Source organism: Lysobacter sp. CC-YZS074, assembly GCF_056739745.1.
In genome coordinates this window covers 900,433-925,434 of record NZ_CP200301.1, presented here as the reverse complement: position 1 = coordinate 925,434, position 25,002 = coordinate 900,433, and the positions used below count along the sequence as shown (strand labels likewise).

The 25,002-nt window shown below is 67.9% G+C and carries 20 protein-coding genes and 5 tRNA genes; 2 read left to right on the top strand and 23 right to left on the bottom strand.

The window, feature by feature from the left end:
- Positions 1–93 precede the first annotated feature (93 nt).
- The 23 genes from rpsG to U8331_RS03900 all read right to left on the bottom strand — a co-directional run bounded on the left by rpsG (position 94) and on the right by U8331_RS03900 (position 22,378).
- Positions 94–561, bottom strand: coding sequence for a 30S ribosomal protein S7 (gene rpsG, locus U8331_RS04010; RefSeq protein ID WP_481132334.1), 468 nt, complete (start codon positions 559–561; stop codon positions 94–96).
- 12 nt (positions 562–573) lie between these two features.
- Positions 574–948, bottom strand: coding sequence for a 30S ribosomal protein S12 (gene rpsL / locus U8331_RS04005; RefSeq protein WP_036213440.1), 375 nt, complete (start codon positions 946–948; stop codon positions 574–576).
- 268 nt (positions 949–1,216) lie between these two features.
- Entirely contained in the window at positions 1,217–5,443 is a 4,227-nt protein-coding gene (rpoC, locus tag U8331_RS04000) for a DNA-directed RNA polymerase subunit beta' (protein WP_481132333.1), read from the bottom strand.
- Between the two features lie 90 nt (positions 5,444–5,533).
- Complete coding sequence (gene rpoB / locus U8331_RS03995; RefSeq protein ID WP_481132332.1) at positions 5,534–9,700, bottom strand: DNA-directed RNA polymerase subunit beta; 4,167 nt, start codon at positions 9,698–9,700, stop codon at positions 5,534–5,536.
- A gap of 236 nt (positions 9,701–9,936) precedes the next feature.
- Positions 9,937–10,308 (bottom strand): 50S ribosomal protein L7/L12, encoded by a 372-nt coding sequence (gene rplL / locus U8331_RS03990; protein WP_481132331.1) that lies wholly within the window; start codon positions 10,306–10,308, stop codon positions 9,937–9,939.
- 56 nt (positions 10,309–10,364) lie between these two features.
- Entirely contained in the window at positions 10,365–10,892 is a 528-nt protein-coding gene (gene rplJ, locus U8331_RS03985) for a 50S ribosomal protein L10 (protein WP_481132330.1), read from the bottom strand.
- Positions 10,893–11,194: 302 nt separating this feature from the next.
- Positions 11,195–11,893 (bottom strand): 50S ribosomal protein L1, encoded by a 699-nt coding sequence (rplA, locus tag U8331_RS03980; RefSeq protein ID WP_036213457.1) that lies wholly within the window; start codon positions 11,891–11,893, stop codon positions 11,195–11,197.
- A gap of 4 nt (positions 11,894–11,897) precedes the next feature.
- A complete protein-coding gene (gene rplK / locus U8331_RS03975; protein ID WP_481132329.1) occupies positions 11,898–12,326 on the bottom strand; it encodes a 50S ribosomal protein L11 in 429 nt (142 codons plus the stop codon).
- 196 nt (positions 12,327–12,522) lie between these two features.
- The gene (nusG, locus tag U8331_RS03970) at positions 12,523–13,122 is read right to left on the bottom strand and encodes a transcription termination/antitermination protein NusG (protein ID WP_481132328.1); all 600 of its coding nucleotides are present in this window, start codon (positions 13,120–13,122) and stop codon (positions 12,523–12,525) included.
- A gap of 13 nt (positions 13,123–13,135) precedes the next feature.
- Positions 13,136–13,513 carry a preprotein translocase subunit SecE gene (gene secE, locus U8331_RS03965; RefSeq protein WP_481132327.1) on the bottom strand — a complete coding sequence of 126 codons (378 nt, stop codon included), beginning with the start codon at positions 13,511–13,513 and terminating at the stop codon, positions 13,136–13,138.
- Between the two features lie 42 nt (positions 13,514–13,555).
- Positions 13,556–13,631: transfer RNA gene (locus tag U8331_RS03960), tRNA-Trp, on the bottom strand.
- A gap of 126 nt (positions 13,632–13,757) precedes the next feature.
- A complete protein-coding gene (tuf, locus tag U8331_RS03955) occupies positions 13,758–14,948 on the bottom strand; it encodes an elongation factor Tu (protein WP_481132326.1) in 1,191 nt (396 codons plus the stop codon).
- 42 nt (positions 14,949–14,990) lie between these two features.
- Positions 14,991–15,066: transfer RNA gene (locus U8331_RS03950), tRNA-Thr, on the bottom strand.
- Positions 15,067–15,101: 35 nt separating this feature from the next.
- Positions 15,102–15,175 (bottom strand) — tRNA-Gly (locus U8331_RS03945).
- A gap of 87 nt (positions 15,176–15,262) precedes the next feature.
- Positions 15,263–15,348: transfer RNA gene (locus U8331_RS03940), tRNA-Tyr, on the bottom strand.
- A 102-nt stretch (positions 15,349–15,450) separates the two neighbouring features.
- On the bottom strand, positions 15,451–16,542 hold the full coding sequence (gene ychF / locus U8331_RS03935) for a redox-regulated ATPase YchF (RefSeq protein ID WP_481132325.1): 1,092 nt from the start codon (positions 16,540–16,542) through the stop codon (positions 15,451–15,453).
- A gap of 106 nt (positions 16,543–16,648) precedes the next feature.
- Complete coding sequence (gene pth, locus U8331_RS03930; RefSeq protein WP_481132324.1) at positions 16,649–17,227, bottom strand: aminoacyl-tRNA hydrolase; 579 nt, start codon at positions 17,225–17,227, stop codon at positions 16,649–16,651.
- A 68-nt stretch (positions 17,228–17,295) separates the two neighbouring features.
- A complete protein-coding gene (locus U8331_RS03925; RefSeq protein ID WP_481132323.1) occupies positions 17,296–17,928 on the bottom strand; it encodes a 50S ribosomal protein L25/general stress protein Ctc in 633 nt (210 codons plus the stop codon).
- An 86-nt stretch (positions 17,929–18,014) separates the two neighbouring features.
- A complete protein-coding gene (locus U8331_RS03920) occupies positions 18,015–18,974 on the bottom strand; it encodes a ribose-phosphate diphosphokinase (protein ID WP_481132322.1) in 960 nt (319 codons plus the stop codon).
- An 86-nt stretch (positions 18,975–19,060) separates the two neighbouring features.
- Positions 19,061–19,137: transfer RNA gene (locus tag U8331_RS03915), tRNA-Gln, on the bottom strand.
- Entirely contained in the window at positions 19,100–20,014 is a 915-nt protein-coding gene (ispE, locus tag U8331_RS03910) for a 4-(cytidine 5'-diphospho)-2-C-methyl-D-erythritol kinase (protein ID WP_481132321.1), read from the bottom strand. Before ispE ends, U8331_RS03915 begins: the two co-directional genes overlap by 38 nt.
- 40 nt (positions 20,015–20,054) lie before the next feature.
- Positions 20,055–20,699, bottom strand: a complete 645-nt coding sequence (lolB, locus tag U8331_RS03905; protein WP_481132320.1) for a lipoprotein insertase outer membrane protein LolB — start codon at positions 20,697–20,699, stop codon at positions 20,055–20,057.
- Positions 20,696–22,378, bottom strand: coding sequence for a tetratricopeptide repeat protein (locus tag U8331_RS03900; RefSeq protein ID WP_481132319.1), 1,683 nt, complete (start codon positions 22,376–22,378; stop codon positions 20,696–20,698). Before U8331_RS03900 ends, lolB begins: the two co-directional genes overlap by 4 nt.
- 100 nt (positions 22,379–22,478) lie before the next feature.
- Here U8331_RS03900 and hemA point away from each other — a divergent pair, with 100 nt between their 5' ends.
- Positions 22,479–23,819, top strand: coding sequence for a glutamyl-tRNA reductase (hemA, locus tag U8331_RS03895; RefSeq protein ID WP_481132318.1), 1,341 nt, complete (start codon positions 22,479–22,481; stop codon positions 23,817–23,819).
- A 77-nt stretch (positions 23,820–23,896) separates the two neighbouring features.
- Complete coding sequence (gene prfA / locus U8331_RS03890; RefSeq protein ID WP_481132317.1) at positions 23,897–24,982, top strand: peptide chain release factor 1; 1,086 nt, start codon at positions 23,897–23,899, stop codon at positions 24,980–24,982.
- Positions 24,983–25,002: the final 20 nt, after the last annotated feature.

The window sequence follows — 25,002 nt, the reverse complement described above, 5'->3', positions numbered from 1 at the left end:
GCGGCCTCCGGTTCGCGTGGCGGCAAGTGCCGCCGCGGCAGCGCTATCGCGCTGCGCGAGAGTCCCGACACCTCGGTGTCGGGACGTCCCGGATCACCAGCGGTAGTGTGCGAACGCCTTGTTCGCTTCCGCCATGCGATGGGTTTCTTCGCGCTTCTTGATCGCGCCGCCACGGCTTTCCGAAGCGTCGATCAGCTCGGCGGCCAGCTTGCGCGGCATGCTGTTCTCGCCACGCTTGCGGGCCGAATCGATCAGCCAGCGCATGGCCAGCGCCATGCGGCGCGAGGCGCGCACTTCGACCGGCACCTGGTAGGTCGAACCACCCACGCGGCGCGATTTGACCTCGACCGCCGGGGAGATGTTGCTCAGCGCCTTCTCGACGACCTCGAGCGGATTGGGGTTCTTCTCCCCGATCACGTCCATGGCGCCGTAGACGATCTTCTCGGCGACCGACTTCTTGCCGCTGTACATGACCATGTTGATGAAGCGCGCGATGGTCTCGCTGCCGTGCTTGGGATCAGGCAGGACCGAGCGCTGCGGGGTGGAGCCTTTACGCGACATGTTGCGGATTCCTTAGGACTTCGGGCGCTTGGCGCCGTACTTGGAGCGACGCTGGCGACGCTTGGCGACACCAGCGGCGTCGAGCGAACCGCGCACGGTGTGGTAACGCACGCCCGGCAGGTCCTTGACGCGACCGCCGCGGATCAGCACCACCGAGTGCTCCTGCAGGTTGTGGCCTTCACCGCCGATGTACGAGATGACCTCGTAACCGTTGGTCAGGCGCACCTTGGCCACCTTGCGCATCGCCGAGTTCGGCTTCTTCGGGGTGGTGGTGTAGACACGGGTGCAAACGCCACGGCGCTGCGGGCAGTTCTCGAGCGCCGGCGAGGCGCTCTTGTACGTGGCCGCCTGCCGCGGTTTGCGGACCAGCTGATTGATCGTCGCCATCTGAACTCTTCTGAGGAAAAGGTCCGCGCCGAAAGCCGGACCCTGTGGAAAACGAACGGCAAGCCGAATGCACCCGGCCCACCGAGACGGAAAAGTATAGCCCGCGTCAAACGTCTCCGTCAAACGCGGTCCAGTCACGGGCCCGCGACCACCGCAGGTGGCCGCAGGTTATCCGGTTGATCCCGCCCGTCCCTGGGCCCAACACGAGGCGCTCCCTGCGCCTCATTTGGTGATCTGGGCGGCCTCGAAAGGCCGCGGTACCACGATATTACGAAGCGTTCGATTCCCCGCCCGTGTCGGCGGCGGCGTCGGCTTCAACCGCCTCTGCCACGACCGGGGCCGACAACGCCTCCATCTCGGAGTCGGTCAGGCCCGATGCGTTCTTGCGGCGCTGGGTGTGGTACGCCAGACCGGTACCGGCCGGGATCAGGCGACCCACGATCACGTTCTCCTTGAGGCCGCGCAGCCCGTCACGGGTGCCGCGCACGGCCGCCTCGGTCAGCACGCGGGTGGTCTCCTGGAAGGAGGCCGCGGAGATGAACGATTCGGTGGCCAGCGAGGCCTTGGTGATGCCCAGCAGCACCGGCTCGAACTGCGGCACGATCTCGTTGCGGCCCACCACCTTGGCGGCCTCCTCGACAAAACGCTGGCGTTCGACCTGCTCGCCGTGCAGGAACTTGCTGTCGCCCGCATCGGTGACTTCGACCTTGCGCAGCATCTGGCGAACGATCACCTCGATGTGCTTGTCGTTGATCTTCACGCCCTGCAGGCGGTAGACGTCCTGGATCTCCTTGGTCAGGTACACCGCGAGCGGCTCCACGCCCAGCAGGCGCAGGATGTCCTGCGGGCTCGGCTCGCCGTCCACCACGGTCTCGCCCTTCTCGACGTGCTCGCCTTCGAACACGATGATCTGGCGGTACTTGGGGATCAGCTCCTCGTGCTCGTTGCCGTCGGCGTCCTTGATGATCAGGCGCTGCTTGCCCTTGGTGTCCTTGCCGAAGCTGACGATGCCCGAGCGCTCGGCCAGGATCGCCGGGTCCTTGGGCTTGCGCGCCTCGAACAGGTCGGCCACGCGCGGCAGACCACCGGTGATGTCACGGGTCTTGGACGCCTCCTGCGGGATCTTGGCGACCACGTCACCCACGCCGACCGCGGCGCCGTCCTGCAGGTTGACGACCGAACGCGGCGGCAGCTGGTACTGCGCCGGCAGGTCGGTACCCGGGATGTTCAGGTCGTTGCCGTTCTTGTCGACGATGCGCACGATCGGGCGCAGGTCCTTGGCCGCCGAACCACGACGCTTGGGATCGGTGATTTCGCGCGACGCCAGGCCGGTCAGCTCGTCGGTCTTCTCGATGACGGTGACGCCCTCGACGAAGTCGATGAAACGGATGAAACCGGCCACTTCCGAGACGATCGGGTGGTTGTGCGGATCCCAGTTGGCGACCTGCTGGCCGGCCTTGATCTCGGCACCGTCCTTGACGCTGACGGTGGCACCGTACGGCAGCTTGTAGCGCTCGCGCTCGCGGCCGTGCGCGTCCAGCACCGACAGCTCGCCCGAACGCGACACCGCCACGAAGTGGCCGTTGGCGTGCTCGACGTGCTTGAGGTTGTTGAACTTGATCGAGCCGGTCGTCTTGACCGTCACGTTGTCGATCGCCGCCGCACGCGAAGCCGCGCCACCGATGTGGAACGTACGCATGGTCAGCTGGGTGCCCGGCTCGCCGATGGACTGCGCGGCGACCACGCCGACCGCTTCGCCATGGTTGACGATGTGGCCGCGGCCCAGGTCGCGGCCGTAGCAGTACGCGCACACACCGAACGACGATTCGCAAGTGATGGTCGAGCGGACCTTGATGGCCTGCACGCTGGCGTCTTCGAGCTTCTGCACCCAGGCTTCGTCGAGCAGCGTGTTGCGGGTGACGATCGGATCCTCGTCGTTGCCCGGCAGGAACACGTCCTCGGCCACGACGCGGCCCAGCACGCGGTCACGCAGCGGCTCGACCACGTCGCCACCCTCGACGATCGGGGTCATCATCAGTCCGTCCATCGTGCCGCAGTCGGTCTCGGTGATCACCACGTCCTGTGCGACGTCGACCAGGCGACGGGTCAGGTAACCGGAGTTCGCGGTCTTCAGCGCGGTATCGGCCAGGCCCTTACGGGCACCGTGGGTCGAGATGAAGTACTGCAGGACGTTGAGGCCTTCGCGGAAGTTCGCGGTGATCGGGGTCTCGATGATCGAGCCGTCCGGCTTGGCCATCAGGCCGCGCATGCCGGCCAGCTGGCGGATCTGCGCCTGCGAACCACGCGCGCCGGAGTCGGCCATGATGTAGACCGAGTTCATCGACTTCTGCGCGACCTGCTCGCCCTTGGCGTTGGTCACGGTGTCGGTGCCGATCGCGTCCATCATCGCCTTGGCCACGCGCTCGTTGGTGCGCGACCAGATGTCGACCACCTTGTTGTAGCGCTCACCGGCGGTGACCAGGCCCGACTGGTACTGCTCCTGGATCTCCAGCACCTCGGCCTCGGCCTCGCCGAGGATCCCCTTCTTCTCGTCGGGGATGGTCATGTCGTCGATGCCGATCGACACACCCGCACGGGTCGCGTAGGCGAAGCCGGTGTACATCAGCTGGTCGGCGAACACGACGGTGTCCTTCAGGCCGAGCATGCGGTACGAGGAGTTGATCAGGCGGCTGATGTTCTTCTTGGTCAGCTCGACGTTGGCCAACTCGAACGGCAGGCCCTCGGGCAGGATCTCGCGCAGCAGCGCGCGGCCGACGGTGGTGTCGACGATCGAGGTCTTCTGCTCGCTGCTGCCGTCCTCGTTGTTGACGGTCTCGGTGATGCGCACCTTGACCTGCGCGTGCAGCTCGACGACGCGGTTGTCGTAGGCACGCTTGACCTCGGCGACGTTGGCGAACGCCATGCCCTCGCCCTTCTTGCCGACCAGCGCGCGGGTCATGTAGTACAGGCCGAGCACGACGTCCTGCGACGGCACGATGATCGGCTCGCCGTTGGCCGGCGACAGGATGTTGTTGGACGCCATCATCAGCGCGCGCGCTTCCAGCTGGGCTTCCAGCGAAAGCGGCACGTGGACGGCCATCTGGTCACCGTCGAAGTCGGCGTTGAACGCGGTGCAGACCAGCGGGTGCAGCTGGATCGCCTTGCCCTCGATCAGCACCGGCTCGAACGCCTGGATGCCCAGGCGGTGCAGGGTCGGGGCGCGGTTCAGCAGCACCGGGTGCTCGCGGATGACCTCCTCGAGGATGTCCCAGACTTCCGCCTCTTCACGCTCGACCAGCTTCTTGGCGGCCTTGATCGTGGTGGCCAGGCCGCGGCGCTGCAGCTTGGCGAAGATGAAGGGCTTGAACAGCTCCAGCGCCATCTTCTTCGGCAGGCCGCACTGGTGCAGCTTGAGGTACGGGCCGACCACGATGACCGAACGGCCGGAGTAGTCCACGCGCTTGCCGAGCAGGTTCTGGCGGAACCGGCCCTGCTTGCCCTTGATCATGTCGGCCAGCGACTTGAGCGGGCGCTTGTTGGTGCCGGTGATGGCGCGGCCACGACGGCCGTTGTCCATCAGCGCATCGACCGACTCCTGCAGCATGCGCTTCTCGTTGCGCACGATGATTTCCGGCGCATTGAGCTCGAGCAGGCGACGCAGGCGGTTGTTGCGGTTGATGACGCGGCGGTACAGGTCGTTGAGGTCGGAGGTCGCGAAGCGGCCACCGTCCAGCGGCACCAGCGGACGCAGGTCCGGCGGCAGCACCGGCAGCACCGTCATGATCATCCACTCCGGACGGTTGCCGGATTCGATGAACGCCTCGACCAGCTTGATCCGCTTGGTCAGGCGCTTGAGCTTGGTCTCCGAACCGGTCGCGGCGATGTCTTCCTTCAGCTGGACCATCTCCGACTGCAGGTCGATCGTGCGCAGCAGGTCGTAGACCGCCTCGGCGCCCATCGCGGCTTCGAAGTCGTCGCCGTGCTCCTGACGCGCCTGCATGTACTGCTCTTCGTTGAGCAGCTGGCCACGCTCGAACGGGGTCAGGCCCGGTTCGGTGACGACGAACGCCTCGAAGTACAGGATCCGCTCGATGTCGCGCAGGGTCATGTCCAGCATCAGGCCGATGCGGCTGGGCAGCGACTTGAGGAACCAGATGTGCGCGACCGGCGAGGCCAGGTCGATGTGGCCCATGCGCTCGCGACGGACCTTGGCCAGGGTGACCTCGGTGCCGCACTTCTCGCAGACCACGCCGCGGTGCTTCATGCGCTTGTACTTGCCGCACAGGCACTCGTAGTCCTTGATCGGGCCGAAGATCGCGGCGCAGAACAGGCCGTCACGCTCCGGCTTGAAGGTGCGGTAGTTGATGGTCTCGGGCTTCTTGACCTCGCCGAAGGACCACGAACGGATCAGGTCCGGCGACGCCAGCGCGATCTTGATCGCGTCGAAGTCGAGCGCGGGACGCTGCTGGTTGAACAGGTTGAGCAGGTCTTTCATTTTCTTTCTCCGCAGAGGAGTAATTCGTCGAAGGGCTGGGGGTGACCAACTGGAGGGGAGCGCGCGTCACGCGGCGCTCCCCTGGCCGGCTCAGGTCTCTTCCAGCTCCATGTTGATCGCGAGCGAGCGGATTTCCTTCACCAGCACGTTGAAGGACTCCGGCATGCCGGCCACCATCTCGTACTCGCCGTCGACGATGTTCTTGTACATCTGGTTGCGGCCCTGCACGTCGTCGGACTTCACCGTCAGCATTTCCTGCAGGGTGTAGGCCGCGCCGTAGGCTTCCAGCGCCCAGACTTCCATCTCGCCGAAGCGCTGGCCGCCGAACTGCGCCTTGCCGCCCAGCGGCTGCTGGGTGACGAGCGAGTACGGACCGGTCGAACGCGCGTGCATCTTGTCGTCGACCAGGTGGTTCAGCTTCAGCATGTGCATGTAGCCCACCGTGACCGGGCGGTCGAACGCCTCGCCGGTACGGCCGTCATGCAGGACGGTCTGGCCACTGGAAGGCAGGTCGGCCAACGCCAGCATCGCCTTGATCTCCGACTCGGCGGCACCGTCGAACACCGGGGTCGCCATCGGCACGCCGTCGGTCAGGTTCTGCGCGAGGGTCAGCAGTTCCTGGTCGCTGAACTGCTTGAGGTCGACGCGCTCGCCGGCCAACTGGTTGTCGTGGTTGTAGATCTCGTCGAGGAACTTGCGCAGCTCGGCCACCTTGGCCTGCGCCTCGAGCATCCGCTGGATCTTCTGGCCCAGGCCCTTGGCGGCCCAGCCCAGATGGACTTCGAGGATCTGGCCGATGTTCATTCGGCTCGGCACGCCCAGCGGGTTCAGCACGATGTCGACAGTCTGGCCATCGGCCATGTACGGCATGTCCTGCACCGGCACGATGGTCGACACGACACCCTTGTTGCCGTGACGGCCGGCCATCTTGTCGCCCGGCTGGATGCGGCGCTTCACCGCCAGGAACACCTTGACCATCTTCAGCACGCCCGGGGCGAGGTCGTCGCCCTGGGTGATCTTGGCGCGCTTGTCGGCGAAGCGGCGCTCGAACTCCTGCTCGTGCGCGGCGATCTGCTTCTGCGCGCGCTCGATCGCCTCGACCGCGTCCTCGTCCTTCATGCGCAGACTGAACCAGTCCTTCCGGCTCAGGCCGTCGAGCACCAGCGAGGTGACGGTCTCACCCTTCTTGAGGCCGGCGCCGCCGTTGGCGGTCTTGCCGATCAGCTGGCTGCGCAGGCGGTCGTAGATCGCCGCCTCGAGGATGCGGAACTGGTCGTCGAAGTCCTTCTTGACCCGACGGATCTCGCTCTCCTCGATCTGGCGGGCGCGCTTGTCCTTCTCGATGCCGTCGCGGGTGAAGACCTGCACGTCGATGACGGTGCCGTCCATGCCCGGCGGGACGCGCAGCGAGCTGTCCTTCACGTCGGACGCCTTCTCGCCGAAGATCGCGCGCAGCAGCTTCTCTTCCGGGGTCAGCTGGCTTTCGCCCTTGGGCGTGACCTTGCCGACCAGGATGTCCCCGGCGCGCACTTCCGCACCGATGTACACCACGCCGGACTCGTCGAGCCGGTTGAGCGCCTGCTCGGACACGTTCGGGATGTCGGCGGAAATCTCCTCCGGCCCGAGCTTGGTGTCACGCGCGACCGCCGTCAGCTCCTCGATGTGGATCGTGGTGTAGCGGTCTTCCTTGACGACGCGTTCCGACAGCAGGATCGAGTCCTCGAAGTTGTAGCCGTTCCACGGCATGAACGCGACCAGCATGTTCTGGCCCAGCGCCAGCTCGCCGATGTCGGTCGAGGGACCATCGGCCAGCACGTCGCCACGCGCGACCACGTCACCGACGTTCACCAGCGGGCGCTGGTTGATGCAGGTGTTCTGGTTGGAGCGGGTGTACTTGATCAGGTTGTAGATGTCGACGCCGGCATCGGTCTCGCCGGAAATCTCGTCCTCGTTCGCCTTGACCACGATGCGGCCGGCGTCGATCTGCTCGATCACGCCGCCGCGGCGGGCATTCACGGTCACGCCCGAGTCGCGCGCCACGGCGCGCTCGATGCCGGTACCGACCAGCGGCTTCTGCGCACGCAGCGTCGGCACGGCCTGGCGCTGCATGTTGGCGCCCATCAGCGCACGGTTGGCGTCGTCGTGCTCGAGGAAAGGCACCAGCGCCGCCGCCACCGACACGGTCTGCATCGGCGAGACGTCCATGAAGTGGATCTCGCTCGGCGGCTTGAGCAGCGACTCGCCCTGGAACCGACAGGCCACGAACTGCGCGGTCAACGTGCCCTTCTCGTCCTGCGGCGCGTTGGCCTGGGCGATGACGTACTCGTTCTCCTCGATCGCCGAGAGGAACTCGACGTCGTCGGTGACCTTGCCGTCCACGACCTTGCGGTACGGCGTCTCGAGGAAGCCGTACTGGTTGGTGCGGGCGAACACCGCCAGCGAGTTGATCAGGCCGATGTTCGGACCTTCCGGGGTTTCGATGGTGCAGACGCGGCCGTAGTGGGTCGGGTGCACGTCGCGCACTTCGAAGCCGGCGCGCTCGCGGGTCAGGCCGCCCGGGCCGAGGGCCGACACGCGACGCTTGTGCGTGACTTCCGACAGCGGGTTGTTCTGGTCCATGAACTGCGACAGCTGCGAGGAGCCGAAGAACTCCTTGATCGCGGCGGCGACCGGCTTGGCGTTGATCAGCTCCTGCGGGGTGAGCCCTTCGGACTCGGCCATCGACAGGCGCTCCTTGACCGCGCGCTCGACGCGGACCAGGCCGACGCGGAAGGTGTTCTCGGCCATTTCACCGACCGAGCGCACGCGGCGGTTGCCGAGGTGGTCGATGTCGTCCACCACGCCACGGCCGTTGCGGATCTCGGTCAGGACCTTGATCACGTCGAGGATGTCGGAGCTGTCGCCGTGCTCGGCCACCAGCTTCTTGGACTCCTCGTCCTTGCGCTCGGCGTAGTACTTGGCGTCGTACAGCACCGACGCGCCGAGGGTTTCCTTGCGGCCGATGCGGCGGTTGAACTTCATCCGGCCGACCGCCGACAGGTCGTAGCGGTCGAAGGTGAAGAACAGGTTGTGGAACAGGTTCTGCGCGGCATCCTTGGTCGGCGGCTCGCCCGGACGCATCATCCGGTAGATCTCGACCAGCGCCTCGAGCTGGGTCTTGCTCGGATCGATGCGCAGGGTGTTGGAGATGAACGGACCGCGGTCGAGGTCGTTGACCCAGAGGGTGCCGACGGTCTCGATGCCGGCCTTGCGGAAGGCTTCGAGCTGCTCCTCGGTGATCTCGTCGTTGGCGTTGGCGATCAGCTCGCCGGTGGACGCGTCGACCACGTCGTGCGAGAGGATGCGGCCGACCAGGTAGGCATCGGGCACGGCCAGCGCCTCGATGCCCGAAGCCTCGAGCTGCTTGACGTGACGCGCGGTGATGCGGCGGCCGGCCTCGACGATGACCTTGTCGCCGTCGGCGAGGTCGAAGTCCAGGGTCTCGCCGCGCAGGCGCTCGGGCACCAGCTCGAGCTGGACGCCCTCCTTCGGGTCGATGTGGAAGGTGTTGGTCTCGAAGAACTCGGCCAGCATCTCCTCGTTGTTGTAGCCCAGCGCGCGCAGCAGCACGGTCACCGGCAACTTGCGGCGACGGTCGATACGGGTGAACAGCGCATCCTTAGGGTCGAACTCGAAGTCCAGCCACGAGCCGCGGTACGGAATGATGCGGGCGCTGTACAGCAGCTTGCCCGAGCTGTGGGTCTTGCCGCGGTCGTGGTCGAAGAACACGCCCGGCGAGCGGTGCAGCTGGGAGACGATGACGCGCTCGGTGCCGTTGACGATGAAGGTGCCGTTCTCGGTCATGAGCGGGATCTCGCCCATGTAGACCTCCTGCTCCTTCACGTACTTGATGGCCTTGGTCGACGACTCGCGGTCGTAGATCACCAGGCGGACCGTGACGCGCAGCGGGGCGCCGTAGCTCATGCCACGGGTGCGGCACTCGCGCTCGTCGAACGCCGGCTCGCCGAGCTTGTAGCCCACGTACTCCAGCGCGGCGTTGCCGCTGTAGCTGGCGATCGGGAACACCGACTTGAGCGCGGCGTGCAGGCCGCGGTCCTCGCGCTTGGCCGGGTCGGTGTGTTCCTGCAGGAACGCACGGTAGGAGTCGACCTGGATGGCGAGCAGGAACGGCACCTCGAGGATCGACTTGCGCTTGCCGAAGTCCTTGCGGATGCGCTTCTTCTCGGTGAACGAGTAATTCGTGGAAGCTGTGGTCATGATGGCTACCGCCTCTCTTTGCGGGTCGCGCGTCCGCGACCCCGGGGGATACGTAAAGCTGCTACTTGGAAGTCGCTGGTATTGCCGGCACCAGCACGCCCTCTCCCGCTACTTCCAGCTAGCAACTCATGTCGAAACCCTGTTTCCAGGGGGAACTGCTACAACGGCCAAAGGCCGGGGGCTTTCGCCCCCAGCCTCAGGTGGTCGCCGGTGACGCCTGGCGACGCAAGTACTGCTTACTTCAGCTCGACGGTCGCGCCGGCGGCCTCGAGATCCTTCTTGAACTTCTCGGCTTCATCCTTCGAGACGCCTTCCTTCAGGACGCCACCGGCCTCGGCGAGGTCCTTGGCTTCCTTCAGGCCCAAGCCGGTGATGGCGCGGACGGCCTTGATCACCTCGACCTTCTTGGCACCGGCGTCCTTGAGGACGACGTTGAACTCGGTCTGCTCTTCGACGGCGGCGGCGCCGGCGGCCGGACCGGCGGCCATCATGACCGGGGCGGCGGCGGTGACGCCGAACTTCTCTTCGATGGCCTTCACCAGCTCCATCACTTCCATCAGCGACTTGGCGGCGACGGCGTCGACGATCTGCTCGTTGGACAGGGACATTGTAATTACCTCTGGAAAATTGATCTTACGAATCGTTTAGTTGAATCGCGGGCGAATCAGGCTTCGGCAGCTGCTTCGGCGGGGGCGGACTCGCCACCACCCTGCTGGTCGGCCACGGCCTTGACGACGCGGGCGAACATCGAAGCCGGCTCGGCCAGCACGCGGGCCAGCATGGACAGCGCCTGTTCGCGGGTCGGCAGGGCGGCCAGCACGTCGACGTGCTCGGCCGGCAGAAGCTTGCCTTCCACCGCGACGAGACGCGCCTTGAGCTTGTCGTTGCCCTTGGCGGCATCCTTGATCAGGCGACCGGCGGCGCCGGGCTCCTCCAGCGAGAACGCGTACAGCAGCGGACCGGTCAGGGCGTCCTTGACGACCTCGAACTCGGTGCCGGCCACGGCGCGCGACGCCAGCGTGTTCTTGACAACCTTCAAGTACACACCGGTTTCACGGGCCGTCTTGCGCATCGCGGTCATCTGGCTGACCGTGGTGCCCGCGTACTCGGCTGCGACCAAGGAGTGGGCCTTGGCGGCGATGTCTGCCAGCTCGGCGACTACTTCTTGCTTCTGGGACAGATTGAGAGCCATTGCACTCCTCCAATTGAATTCCGCTTACGGCTCCTGCCGCTTGCGGTCCTAGGCGACACCTTCCCTGGCGTCGGGGATGCCTTGCGACATCCCGGTGGTGGCCACTCCAGAAGAATTTTCCAGAAGGCACCATCTACGCAGGCCGACCCGAGGGTCCGGATTAAGCAGCCCCGTTTCCACCGACGGCGATTCCCTGCCATGCCGAGCTTCCGTGCCCGTCGCCGGTAGGCGTTGACCGCACCTGCGGTCTTTGACGGCTATCGCCCCGGCGTGGCCGCGGCGATGCCCTCAAAACTTGTTGCTTACTTCAGCGCCAGCGTCGACTGGTCGACGGTCACGCCCGGACCCATGGTCGAGCTGACCGAGACCTTCTGCAGGTACTGGCCCTTGGCGGTCGCCGGCTTGGCCTTGATCAGGTCGGCCAGCAGCGCCTCGAGGTTGCCCTTCAGCGAGGCGTCGTCGAAGTCGGCCTTGCCGATGGTGCAGTGGATGATGCCGGCCTTGTCGGTGCGGTAGCGGACCTGGCCGCCCTTGGCCGCCTTCACGGCCTCGGCCGGGTTCGGCGACACGGTGCCGACCTTCGGGTTCGGCATCAGGCCACGCGGGCCGAGCACCTGGCCGAGCTTGCCGACCACGCGCATCGCGTCCGGGGTCGCGATGACGACGTCGTAGTTGAGGTCGCCGGCCTGCATCTTCTCGGCCAGGTCGTCCATGCCCACCGCCTCGGCGCCCGCGGCCAGGGCTTCGTCGGCCTTGGCGCCGGCCGGGGCGAACACCGCCACGCGGACCGACTTGCCGGTACCGGCCGGCAGCACGGTCGAGCCGCGCACCTGCTGGTCGGACTTCTTGGCATCCACGCCCAGGCGCACGGCGACGTCGACGGACTCGACGAACTTGGCCTTGGTGGCGGTCTTGATGATCTTGATCGCTTCGTCGAAGGCGTACGCCTTGCCCGGAACGACGGCGGCCTTGATGGCCTTCTCACGCTTGGTCATTGCCATCTTCTCAGCCCTCCACCGTCAGACCCATGCTGCGGGCGGAACCCGCAATCGTGCGCACCGCCGCGTCCAGGTCGGCTGCGGTCAGGTCGGGTTCCTTCGCCTTGGCGATCTCCTCGAGCTGGGCGCGGGTGACCTTGCCCACCTTCTCGGTGTTGGGGCGCTTGGAGCCGGAGGTGACGCCGGCCGCCTTCTTGAGCAGCACGGTGGCCGGGGTGCTCTTGGTGATGAAGGTGAAGGTACGGTCGGAGTACGCGGTGATGATCACCGGCGTCGGCAGGCCGGGCTCGAGCTTCGAGGTGGCCGCGTTGAACGCCTTGCAGAACTCCATGATGTTCAGGCCGCGCTGGCCGAGGGCGGGACCCACCGGCGGCGACGGATTGGCCTGGCCGGCCTTGACCTGCAGCTTGATGTAGCCGATTACTTTCTTTGCCATTGGTTTTGCTCTCCGGGTGCAAGCGCCTGCGGGCAGGCTCCCCATCGGACCGGGAAATCACGTGTCCCGGCATTCACGTATCAATTGCGCAGACAGCCGCCCGGGAAAGACCCGGAACGGCTGTGGCTGCTCTGTCGACTGGCGCGGACAGCGCAGCCGGGCAGTATACACGGTTTGCGGCGCTTGCGCGCCGGGCTCAGGCCTTCTCGACCTGGCCGAACTCGAGCTCGACCGGGGTGGAGCGGCCGAAGATCAGCACCGCCACGCGCAGGCGGCTCTTTTCGTAATTGATCTCTTCGACCACGCCGTTGAAGTCGTTGAACGGGCCGTCGGTGACGCGGACCATCTCGCCCGGCTCGAACAGCACCTTGGGACGCGGCTTGGTGACACCTTCCTGGACGCGGTTCAGGATGGCATCGGCCTCGTGGTCGGCAATCGGCAACGGGCGGTCGGCGGTGCCGCCGATGAAGCCCATCACCTTCGGGGTTTCCTTGATCAGGTGCCAGCTTTCGCTGTCGATGCGCGGAATGCCGCCGTCGTCGTTGGTGGCGATCTGAACCAGTACATAGCCCGGGAAGAACTTGCGCTCGGAACGTCGCTTCTGGCCCGAGCGCATCTCCACCACCTCTTCGGTGGGCACCAGCACCTCGCCGAAGCGGTCCTGCATCTCGGCCCGCGCAATGCGGTCGCGCAGGGCCTGGGCTACCGACTTCTCGAAGCCGGAGTAGGCATGGACGACGTACCAGCGGCGATTACCCGCCCCTCCCTCGACCGGATTGTTGTCAGCGCTTTCCACCAGTGCTTTCTCCTTAACGTCCCAGCAGCCACTTCACCGCGGCCTGGATGACCACGTCGAAACCAGCCAGGAGCAGACTCAGGATCACCACGGCGATGATCACGACCCATGTGGTGCGTGTGGCTTCCTGGCGCGTCGGCCAGACCACCTTGCGCAGCTCGAAACGGGACTCGGACAGGAATTCGACGACCTGCCCGCCCTTGAAGCTGGACAGGAACACCGCGACGCCCGCCACCAGCCCGGCGACCACGGCGAGCGCACGCAGCGCTCCGGGCCACTGCTCGAACCAGATGTAGGCGAACACGCCGGCAGCCACCAGCAGTACCGCGAGCGCGTACTTGACGAAGTCGCCGGCGTTGGCGGCCTTGGGTTGTTCGACCTTGCTGTTCATCCGGCTCGTCGCGCGATCCGCTTTCGCGGCCGCGCCGTCAGGTGGCACGCCAGGAGGGACTCGAACCCCCAACCTGCGGTTTTGGAGACCGCTGCTCTGCCAATTGAGCTACTGGCGTATGTATGGTCGCCCCGATACCCCGGGACCCTTTAGACGGCGAAGGCGGACCGCGGATCCGACATCAATCCTGGCCCGCCGTTCGCGCGTTGGCAGTCGCCCGCGCCGCGGGCAACCGACCTGCTTGTTACTTGATGATCTTGGAGACCACGCCGGCGCCGACGGTGCGGCCGCCTTCGCGGATCGCGAAGCGCAGGCCCTCGTCCATCGCCACCGGGTTGATCAGCGACACCACCATCTTCACGTTGTCGCCCGGCATCACCATCTCCACGCCCTCCGGCAGCTGGCAGGCGCCGGTGATGTCGGTGGTGCGGAAGTAGAACTGCGGACGGTAACCCTTGAAGAACGGGGTGTGGCGGCCGCCCTCGTCCTTCGACAGCACGTACACCTCGCCCTCGAAGTCGGTGTGCGGGGTGATCGAACCCGGCTTGGCCAGCACCTGGCCACGCTCGACGTCGTCACGCTTGGTGCCGCGCAGCAGCAGGCCCGCGTTGTCGCCCGCCTGGCCCTGGTCCAGCAGCTTGCGGAACATCTCCACGCCGGTGACGGTGGTCTTGGTGGTCGGACGGATACCGACGATCTCGATTTCGTCGCCCACCTTGATGATGCCGCGCTCGATGCGGCCGGTCACCACGGTGCCGCGGCCCGAGATCGAGAACACGTCCTCGACCGGCATCAGGAAGGACTTGTCGATATCGCGCTCCGGCTCCGGGATCCAGGTGTCCAGCGCGTCCACCAGCTTCAGGATCGCCGGCACGCCGATCTCGCTCTGGTCGCCTTCCAGCGCCTTCAGCGCCGAACCGTGGATGATCGGGGTGTCGTCGCCCGGGAAGTCGTACTTGCTCAGCAGCTCGCGCACTTCCATCTCGACCAGCTCGAGCAGCTCGGCGTCGTCGACCATGTCGGCCTTGTTCAGGAACACGACGATGTACGGCACGCCGACCTGGCGGGCCAGCAGGATGTGCTCGCGGGTCTGCGGCATCGGGCCGTCCGCGGCCGAGCACACCAGGATCGCGCCGTCCATCTGCGCCGCACCGGTGATCATGTTCTTGACGTAGTCGGCGTGCCCCGGGCAATCGACGTGCGCGTAGTGGCGGATCGGCGATTCGTATTCCACGTGCGCGGTCGAGATCGTGATGCCGCGAGCCTTCTCTTCCGGCGCCGCGTCGATCGACGAGTAATCCTTGAACTCACCACCGAAACGCTCCGCGCCCACCTTCGTCAGCGCTGCGGTCAGCGTGGTCTTGCCGTGGTCGACGTGACCGATCGTGCCGACGTTGACGTGCGGCTTGGTGCGCTCGAACTTACCCTTGGCCATGGCTGTATCCCGGTGGTTTGCGTGTGCGTTGCGTTTGAAATGTGGTGCTCACGACTGGAATCGAACCAGCGACCTCCTCCTTACCAAGGAGGTGCTCTACCGACTGAGCTACGTGAGCAAGTTGTTCCAGCAGGTGGGCGTCGCGGCGTTCAATGGAGCGGGAGACGGGAATCGAACCCGCACCATCAGCTTGGAAGGCTGAGGTTCTACCGTTGAACTACTCCCGCGCCGGACAAACCTGCTTGGGTACTGCTGCCGGAAGCTGGTAAGGCAACCGGTTTGTTGCATCCCGCCAGCCCGACCGGAGTCGAAGCTGGTGGAGGGAGGTGGATTCGAACCACCGAAGGCGTAAGCCAGCAGATTTACAGTCTGCCCCCGTTGGCCGCTTGGGTATCCCTCCAAAGAGCCCGCAATTCTGGCGACCGATCCGGGGGAAGTCAATGCCATCGAGCGGATTATTTCACGATCGGGCACCGGCGGCCGTCCAGGCCCGCCACCGGCATCAGACGTTGAAGCGGAAATGCAGGACGTCGCCTTCCTGCACGCGGTACTCCTTGCCTTCCAGCCGCAGGCGACCGGCCTCGCGCGCGCCGGTTTCGCCGCGGTATTTGATGTAATCGTCGTAGGCGATCGTTTCGGCTCGGATGAAGCCCTTCTCGAAGTCCGTATGGATCACCGCGGCGGCCTGCGGCGCGGTCGAGCCGGCCCGGACCGTCCAGGCACGCACTTCCTTGACCCCGGCAGTGAAGTAGGTCTGCAGGCCGAGCAGCTTGTAGGCGGCGCGGATCACCCGGTTCAGGCCCGGCTCGTCGAGGCCGAGGTCGGCCAGGAACGCGTCGCGATCCGCATCATCGAGCTGGCTCAGCTCCTCCTCGATCGCGGCCGACACCGGCACCACCTCGGCACCCTCGGTTTCGGCGCGGGCGCGGACGGCGTCGAGGTGCGGGTTGCCCTCGAAACCGTCCTCGAGCACGTTGGCGACGTACATCACCGGCTTCAGGGTCAGCAGGAACAGGTCACGCACGACCAGACGATCGTCATCGGACAGATCCAGTGCGCGCGCCGGCTTGCCGGCATCGAGGCCCTCGCGGACCCGGCCGAGCACCTCGACGCGCGTCTTGGCGTCCTTGTCGCCGGTCTTGGCGTTGCGCTCGGCGCGCTGCAGCGCCTTCTCGACACTCTCGAGGTCGGCCATCGCCAGCTCGGTATCGATGGTCTCGATGTCGGCGATCGGGTCGACCCTGTTGTTGACGTGGATGACGTCGTCGTTTTCGAAACAGCGCACCACATGGGTGATCGCGTCGACCTCGCGGATGTGGGCGAGGAACTTGTTGCCCAGGCCCTCGCCGCTGGCGGCCCCCGCCACCAGGCCGGCGATGTCGACGAACTCGACCGCGGTCGGGATCAGCTTCTGCGGCTTGACGATCTCCGCCAGCGCATTGAGGCGCGGGTCCGGCACCGGCACCACGCCGACATTGGGTTCGATCGTGCAGAACGGGAAATTGGCCGCGGCGATGCCCGCCTTGGTCAGGGCGTTGAAGAGGGTCGACTTGCCGACGTTGGGCAGGCCGACGATGCCGCATTTGATTCCCATGGGTGATGCCGTCGCTGGTGAAGAGTCAATGGTAAAGGGTGGTCGGGGGACGCCCCTTTACCGCTGGCTCTCGAACCGGAGGCCGGACACGCCGGTGCCGCGGGAGCTACTTCGCCGTGTGCAGGCGCTTCATCGCTTCGTTGAAGTCGCTGTCGAGCGCCAAAGGCATGACGTCGATGGCGTCGTCGATGGCGCGCAGGATCAGCGCCTCGTCGTCCCCGCCCGGGCGCCCCAGCACCCACGGAGTGACCCTGTCCTTGTGACCGGGATGGCCGATGCCGACCCGCAGGCGATGGAAACCGCCGTGCCCGAGCAGGCGCATGGTGTCGCGCAGGCCATTCTGGCCGCCGTGGCCGCCATCGAACTTCAGCCGAGCCGTGCCCGGTGGCAGGTCGAGCTCGTCGTGCGCCAGCAGGGCTTCCGCCGGATCGATCTTCCAGAACCGCAATGCCGCGGTGACCGACTTGCCGGACAGATTCATGAAGGTCGCCGGCTTGAGCAGCCACACCGGCCTTCCGCCGATATCGACCTTGCAACTCGCGCCGAACAGCTTCGCGTCCACCGCGAAGCGCCCGCCAAACCGATCAGCCAGGGCGTCAACAAACCAGAACCCGGCGTTGTGCCGGGTCCTGGCGTGCTCGGGACCGGGATTGCCCAGCCCGACGATGAGGCGCAAACCAGACATCGCAATACCGGCGACCGGCGCCCACCCCGCCCGTACCGACGGACGTGGCGCGCGCCGGCCTCGCCGGCTTACTCGGCCTTCGGCTCGCCGGCCTCGGCCGTGTCTTCCGTGCCGGCCGCCTCGACGCGGCCCTTGCGCGCGACCACGACGGCGACGTCGTGCTCCTTGCCCAAGGCCAGTTCCGGAACCTGGACGCCGGCAGGCAGCTTCAGCTGCGACAGGTGGACGATGTCGCCTTCCTGCAGCGAACCGAGGTCGACCTCGATGTTCTCCGGCAGGTCCTTGGGCAGGCAGCTCACCTCGACCTGGGTCAGCTCCTTCATCACGATCACGTCAGCGGCCTTGCCGGCCGGCGAGGTCTCTTCGTTGATGAAATGCAGCGGCACCGAGGCACGCAGGGCTTCGTTGGCGCTGACACGCTGGAAGTCCAGGTGCATGATCAGCTGGCGGTACGGGTGGCGCTGCATGTCGCGCAGCAGTACCTGCTCGACCTTGCCATCGACATCGAGGTTCAGGATCGACGAGTAGAACCACTCGTTCTGGCTGGCCAGCCAGATGTGCTCGTGGTCGAGCTGGATGGACTTCGGCTCGGCCTTGCCGCCATAGACGATGGCCGGGATCTGGGCGGCATGACGCAGGCGGCGGCTCGCACCCTTACCCTCGTCACTGCGGCCGGCGGCCTTGATGGTGTGTTCGGACATTTCGATTTACTCACTTTTACTGCGTTGTCCGCCTCGCGGCGGGAGGGTGACTCGCCCGCGACCAGGCGAGTCGAAAACCAGGCGGGTCAGTCGACGTACAACGAACTGACCGATTCGCCGAATGCGATGCGCCGGATGGTTTCGGCCAGCAGTTCGGCGACGCTGAGCTGGCGGACCTGGCCGCACTGGCGCGCGGCCTCGCTCAGCGGGATGGTGTCGGTGACCACCAGCTCGTCGAGCTGCGATTTGCTGATGTTGCTGATCGCCGCGCCCGACAGGACCGGGTGGGTGCAGTAGGCGACGACCTTGGTGGCGCCGTGCTCCTTCAGCGCGGCCGCGGCGGCGCACAGGGTGCCGGCGGTGTCGACGATGTCGTCGACCAGTACGCAGGTCTTGCCCGACACGTCGCCGATGATGTTCATCACGGTGGCGACGTTGGCGCGCGGGCGGCGCTTGTCGATGATCGCCAGGTCGGCGTCGTCGAGGCGCTTGGCGATGGCGCGGGCGCGGACCACGCCGCCCACGTCGGGGCTGACCACCACCATGTTGTCGGTGCCGTGCGCGCGCCAGATGTCGGCCAGCAGCAGCGGCGAGGCGTAGACGTTGTCGACCGGGATGTCGAAGAAGCCCTGGATCTGGTCGGCGTGCAGGTCGACGGTCAGGACGCGGTCGCAACCGACCGAGCTGAACATCTTGGCCGCGACCTTGGCGGTGATCGGCACGCGCGAGGAACGCGGGCGGCGGTCCTGGCGGGCGTAGCCGAAGTACGGCACGACCGCGGTGACCGAGCTGACCGAGGCGCGCTTGAGCGCATCGACCAGCACCAGCAGTTCGACCAGGTTCTCCGCGCTGGGCGCGCAGGTCGGCTGGATCACGAACGCCTCCTGGCGGCGGACGTTCTCCTCGATCTCGACCTGGACCTCGCCATCGGAGAAGCGGCCGACCAGCGCCTTGCCGAGGCGGGTGCCGAGTTCCTTGCACACCGCCTGGGCGAGCGGACGGTTGGCGTTGCCGCTGAACACCAGCAGGCTGCGATCGTTCTGCACGTTGGATTCTCCGCTTCGCTCTGACCGTGGGAGCCGTGAAAGCCACGACGCTGCTGCCGCACCGGAGGCCGGCCGGGCCCGGTGATTGGCAGGGGCGGTAGGATTCGAACCTACGAATGCCAGGATCAAAACCTGGTGCCTTGGGCCTCTTGGCGACGCCCCTGCGGTTGATTGCCTGCCTCGAGCGCCAGGCGCAGCGGTGACCGCGCCGCCCCCGCCGCCACCCAGGCCCGGAGGTCCGGCGGCAGCGTCGCCAGCGCCGCTTCGGCGGCCTCGCGCGTGGCGAATTCGACGAAACACCCGCTGCCGGAGCCGGTCAGGCGCGGCGAACCGACGCGCGACAGGGCGGTGAACACAGCCTCGATGGCCGGTTCACGCCCGCGCAGCACCGGCTCGAACGCATTCCCGAGCGGCACACCCGAAACGAAGTCCGCTATTGTCACGGGCGCCGCATCGCGCGTCAATTCAGCGGAACGGAACAGCGCCGCGGTCGGCACGTGCACGCCCGGGTCGACCAGCAGGTACCACGCGGGCGGCAGCACGACCGGCACCAGCTGCTCCCCCACGCCTTCGGCCCAGGCATTGTCGCCGCGCACGAACACCGGCACGTCGGCACCCAACTGGAGGCCCAGCGCGGCCAGCCGGTCGGTCCCGAGGCGGGTATTCCAGAGCGCATCCAGCGCGACCAGCACCGTGGCCGCGTCGGAAGAGCCGCCGCCGAACCCACCGCCGGCCGGTATGCGCTTTTCGATACGGATATCAACGCCTTCGCAGACGTTGCCGATCGTTTTCAGCAGAACCGCGGCACGCACAGTGAGGTCGTCGGCTTCGGCCACTCCCGCGATCGAGGGGCCGTGGCGGACGATCCGCCCGTCGGCCCGCGGCCGCAGGTGGATCTCGTCACCCCAGTCCAGCATCCGGAACACCGTCTGCAGGAGGTGGTAGCCGTCCTCGCGGCGGCCGGTGATCCGCAGGAACAGGTTCAGCTTGGCGGGTGCGGGCCAGACGCTCCAGTCCCCGCCGTGCGGGAACGGGGTCATGACCGGCGCCGGGCTCCGGGGCTGGCACGCCGCAAGGCCATCACGGGGCGTTCCACTCGTCGACGATCAGCTTGACCGTGGCCTCGCCGCGGGTCGCCTCCAGACGGGAGGGCAATGCCGGCGTCGCGCCGCCGGCCAGCGGGTCGGCCCGGGGATCGGGCTCGGGCCATTCGTATTCGATCCGCCAGCCGCCCTGCTCGATCCGCCACGGCAATCCGCCGGCACCATACTCGAGCCGGGCCGGACCGAGCGCCTGCGCACGCGCGCCACGGACCCACTCGGCCAACGCCGCCACGGGGATGTCCCAGCCGGTGGCCTGCAACAGCAGCAGGCGGGCGTCGCTTCCCGAACGGGGGCCGCCGTCCAGCCCTTCGAGCAGCGCGTGGTCGCGATCGCCGGACAAGCGCCAGCTTTGCCGGGTGACGGGCGCGCTGAGGGAGACGAGGTAGCGCGCCCCGTCCTGGTGCCATTCGATCCGCCCACTGCCGCCCTTGCCCTGGTTCGACACCGCGATGCGGCCGGCCAGCGACCACTCGCCATCGGCGCGCAGCGCCTGCTCACGGACGGCCTGGGCGTCCTCGGCCGCGGCCCTCTGCGCCGGGGTGAGGTCGGGGCGGGCCGGGGGCGCCGCGCACGCGGCCAGGAGCGCGGCCAGGGCGGCCGCCATCAGGAGTCGGAGGTTCATGCGCCGGTCTTTTCCAGAGCGCGCTGCAGCGCGCGGTTTTCGGGGTCGATTTCGCGCGCCTGCTCGAAGTAGCGGCGCGCCTCCTCGCGCTGTCCCAGTACCCAGAGCACTTCGCCCAGGTGGGCACCGATCTCGGCGTCCTTCTGCAGGGCGAACGCCCGGCGCAGTTCGCCGAGGGCCTCTTCGGTGCGGCCGAGGCGGTAGAGCACCCAGCCGTAGCTGTCGATGATCGCGGCGTTGTCGGGCTCGGCGGCACGGGCGCGGTTGATCAGCTCCAGCGCCTCGCGGTAGCGGTCGGTGCGGTCGGCCAGGGTGTAGCCCAGCGCGTTGAGCGCGGCGACGGACTCGGGTTCGATCACCAGGATGCGGCGCAGGTCGGCCTCGGCGCGCTCGATGTCGTCGCGCCGCTCCCAGCTGAGCCCGCGTGCGTAGAGGATCTCCAGATCGTCGGGGAAAGCAGCCAGACCGCGGGCGAAGGCACCCATCTCCGCCTCCGCGTCGCCATCCTGTTCGTGCAGCGACGCCTCCAGCAGGTAGGCGTCGCGGCGGGCGGTCTCCGGCGCGGCGGCGTCGGCCTGGAAGCCGTGCAGCAGGTCGAACGCCTCGTTGCCGCGGCCGAGCTCGTGCAGCACGTTGGCGCTGCGCAGGCGCGCCGGCCAGCGTTGCGGGCCGCCGGGCACGCCGCGGTACCACTCCAGGGCTTCTTCGTGGCGGTCGAGGAATTCGGCCATCTGCCCCAGCAGCAGCCGCCGCTGCGGGTCGGGCTTGGCGGCGGTGCGGCGCAGCTCTCCGTACAGTTCCACCAGCGCCGCCTTGTCCTCGGCGCGGGCGAGCAGCGAGGCGCGCAGGGCGTAGGTCTGGTCGTCCTGCGGGCCACGGCCGAGGATGTCGGCCGCCGCCGCGAGGTCGCCGAGCGCATCGTATTCGTACGCCAGCGCCAGGCGAAGTTCGGCATCGCCGCTGGCGCGGTCGGCCACGGACGCGAGCACCGCGCGGGCTTCCGCGTCGCGGTCGGCCTCGCGCAATTGGCTGGCCCGCAACAGCGCGACCCGTGGCTCGCCCGGGAATCGCTGCACCACCTCCTCGACGATGCGCTCGGCCAACCGCGGCTGCTCCAGCCGCTGGGCCAGCCCGCCAAAGGCCAGCCAAGCCTGCAACTGCCCGGGAATGCGCCCGCTGTCGACCAGGTACTCGAGCACCGCGGCCGCTTGTGCGGGGTCGCGTGCACCGCCGGCGACCACGCCAAGCGCCTGCCGCCAGCCGGTGTCGCCAGGCGCCTCCAGCAGCGCGACCAGGTGTCGGCGAGCGGCGCGTACTTCGTCCCGACGCAACGCGAGGGTCGCCTCGGCCGCCAGCAGGGCTTCGCCTTCCCCGCCCTGGCGGCGCCACAACTCCAGGGCCTGTCCGGCCCGGGCATCATCGCCGGCCAGCAGTGCGATGCGGGTGGCGCGCTCGGCCAGTGCGATGTCGCCGGCGGCCCGCGCCGCCTCCAGGTACCAGCGTGCGGCCTCGTCCAGGTGACCGGACTGGACCGCGAATTCGGCCGCGAGCAGCGGCTCCAGCGCGCGCACCATCGGGTCGTCGGATCCCTGCGATCGGGCATGCGCCGGCGCGCCTGGCAGCGCCACTGCCGCCGCCAGCGCGGCCGCGGCGATGAACGAACGCAGAGTTGCGGGCATCGGGCTCAATCCCTCGTTGGCCGGGCCGGTAGAATGGACGGCCTTCAGCAGCCAGCAGCTTATCGCAAGCACCTGAACAGGTCGTCGCGTTCGCCCCGTCATGCCCATCCACGTCCTCGGCCTCAACCACCAGACCGCGCCGGTCAGCCTGCGCGAGCGGGTGTCGTTTTCCGGCGACGCCACGGTGGCGGGGCTGGCGGCGTTGCGCGCGTTGCCGCAGGTGCGCGAGGCGGCGCTGCTGTCGACCTGCAACCGCACCGAGATCTACGCGGTCACCGACGACGACGGCAGCGCGCTGGCCGACTGGCTGGCGACCCATCCCGGTGATACCGGCGCCGAGCCGGCACTGCACGGCTACCTGTACCGGCACACCGACGCCGACGCGGTGCGCCACCTGTTCCGGGTCGCGACCGGGCTGGATTCGCTGGTGCTGGGCGAACCGCAGATCCTCGGCCAGGTGAAGGAAGCCTGGGCCACCGCCCGTGCCGCCGGCAGCCTCGGCGGCCAGCTCGACCGGCTGTTCCAGCAGACCTTCTCGACCGCCAAACGCGCCCGCACCGATACGCGCATCGGCGCCAACCCGGTGTCGGTCGCCTCGATCGCCGTGCGGCTGGCGCAGGAGTCGTTCGCCCGGCTGGAGGACTCGACCGTGCTGCTGATCGGCGCCGGGGAAACCGTCGAGCTGGCCGCCCGCCACCTCGTGCAGGCCCGGGCGCGGCGGCTGCTGGTCGCCAACCGCACGCTGTCGCACGCGCAGGAACTGGCCAGCCGCCACGGCGGCGTCGCCCTGCCTCTGGGCGAGCTCGACAAGCACCTGGCCGAGGCGGACATCGTGCTGTCGGCCACCGCCAGCCGCGAACCGGTGCTGCACAGGGCGCAGGTACAGTCCGCCCTGGCGCAACGTCGGCATCGGCCGATGCTGCTGCTCGACCTGGCCGTACCGCGGGACATCGCCGCCGACGTGGCCGGACTCGACGACGTGTTCCTCTACACCGTCGACGACCTGCAGCGCGCGATCGAGGACAACCGCCGCAGCCGCCGCGAGGCCGCGACCGAAGCGGAGGCCATCATCGAACTGCAGGTGGCGCGCTACATGGAGACCGCCGCCGCCGGGGCGCGTACCGCACCGCTGAAGCGCCTGCGCGCGCACGGCGAAGCGGCGCGCGCGGAAGTACTGGCGCGCGCCCGCGCGCAGCTGGCTTCCGGCGAGGCGCCCGAGGCCGTGCTCGAGTATCTGGCCCACACCCTGACCAACCGGCTTCTGCACGCACCCACGGTCGCGCTGCGCGAGGAGGCGCTGACCGGCAATGCCGAGCTGGCGCGCGCCGCCGACAGGCTGTTTCCGCCGACCGCTGCCGGCCACGACGACGCCGGCAGCGGCGACGTCGCCACCACGGCGGGCGCCGGTCCGGCCCTGCCGGGCGAGCCGAACCAGCGGTAGCATCTCCCGCCCGATCCACGCGGCCCGGTGTCGTGCGGGCGCCGACGCACGCCCCTTCCGCCCCACCAGAGAACCCGATGACCCCGACCCTGCGCCGCAAGCTCGAAGCGCTCGCCGAACGCCGCGAGGAGCTCGAGCGCCTGCTCGCGGACCCCGGCGTGATCGGCGACGCCAAGCGTTTCCGGCAGCTGTCGCGCGAGTTCGCCCAGCTCGAACCGGTCGCCACCGCGCTGTCCGACGAGGCCGCCGCCAAGGCCGACCTCGCCGCCGCGGAGGCGATGCGCGGCGACCCGGAACTGGGCGAACTGGCCGAGGAGGAGATCGCCGCCGCCACCGCGCGGCTGGAACAGCTCGACGCCGAACTGCTCGCCCACCTGATCCCGAAGGACGCGCGTGACGAAGGCGACATCTACCTCGAAGTCCGCGCCGGCACCGGCGGCGATGAAGCGGCGATCTTCGCCGGCGACCTGTTCCGGATGTATTCGCGCTACGCCGAGCGACAGGGCTGGCGGGTCGAAGTCGAGTCGGCTAACCCCGGCGAGCATGGCGGCTTCAGGGAGGTCATCGCCCGCGTCGAGGGCCGCGGCGCTTACTCGCGGCTGAAGTTCGAATCCGGCACCCACCGCGTCCAGCGCGTGCCCGAGACCGAGTCGCAGGGCCGCATCCACACCTCGGCCGCCACCGTCGCGATCATCGCGGTCGAGCCGGAGGGCGAGCCGATCGAGATCAACCCGGCCGACCTGCGGGTCGACACCTTCCGCTCGTCCGGCGCCGGCGGCCAGCACGTCAACAAGACCGACTCGGCGATCCGCATCACCCACATCCCGTCGGGCGTGGTGGTCGAGAGCCAGACCGAGCGCAGCCAGCACGCCAACCGCGACAAGGCGATGAAGCGGTTGGTCGCGACCCTCGCCGAGGCGCAGGCCGCGCAGGCCGCCGCCGCGGTTGCCGCCGACCGCAAGCTGCAGGTCGGCAGCGGCGACCGCAGCCAGCGCATCCGTACCTACAACTACCCGCAGGGCCGGATCACCGACCACCGGGTCGAGGGCCTGACCCTGTACGACCTGCCGAACGTGCTGACCGGCGACCTCGACGCGCTGGTCGGCCGTCTGCAGGCCGAGCACCAGGCCGACGAACTGGCCAAGCTGACGCAGGGAAGTTGAACGACTCCCAGCTTTTGTAG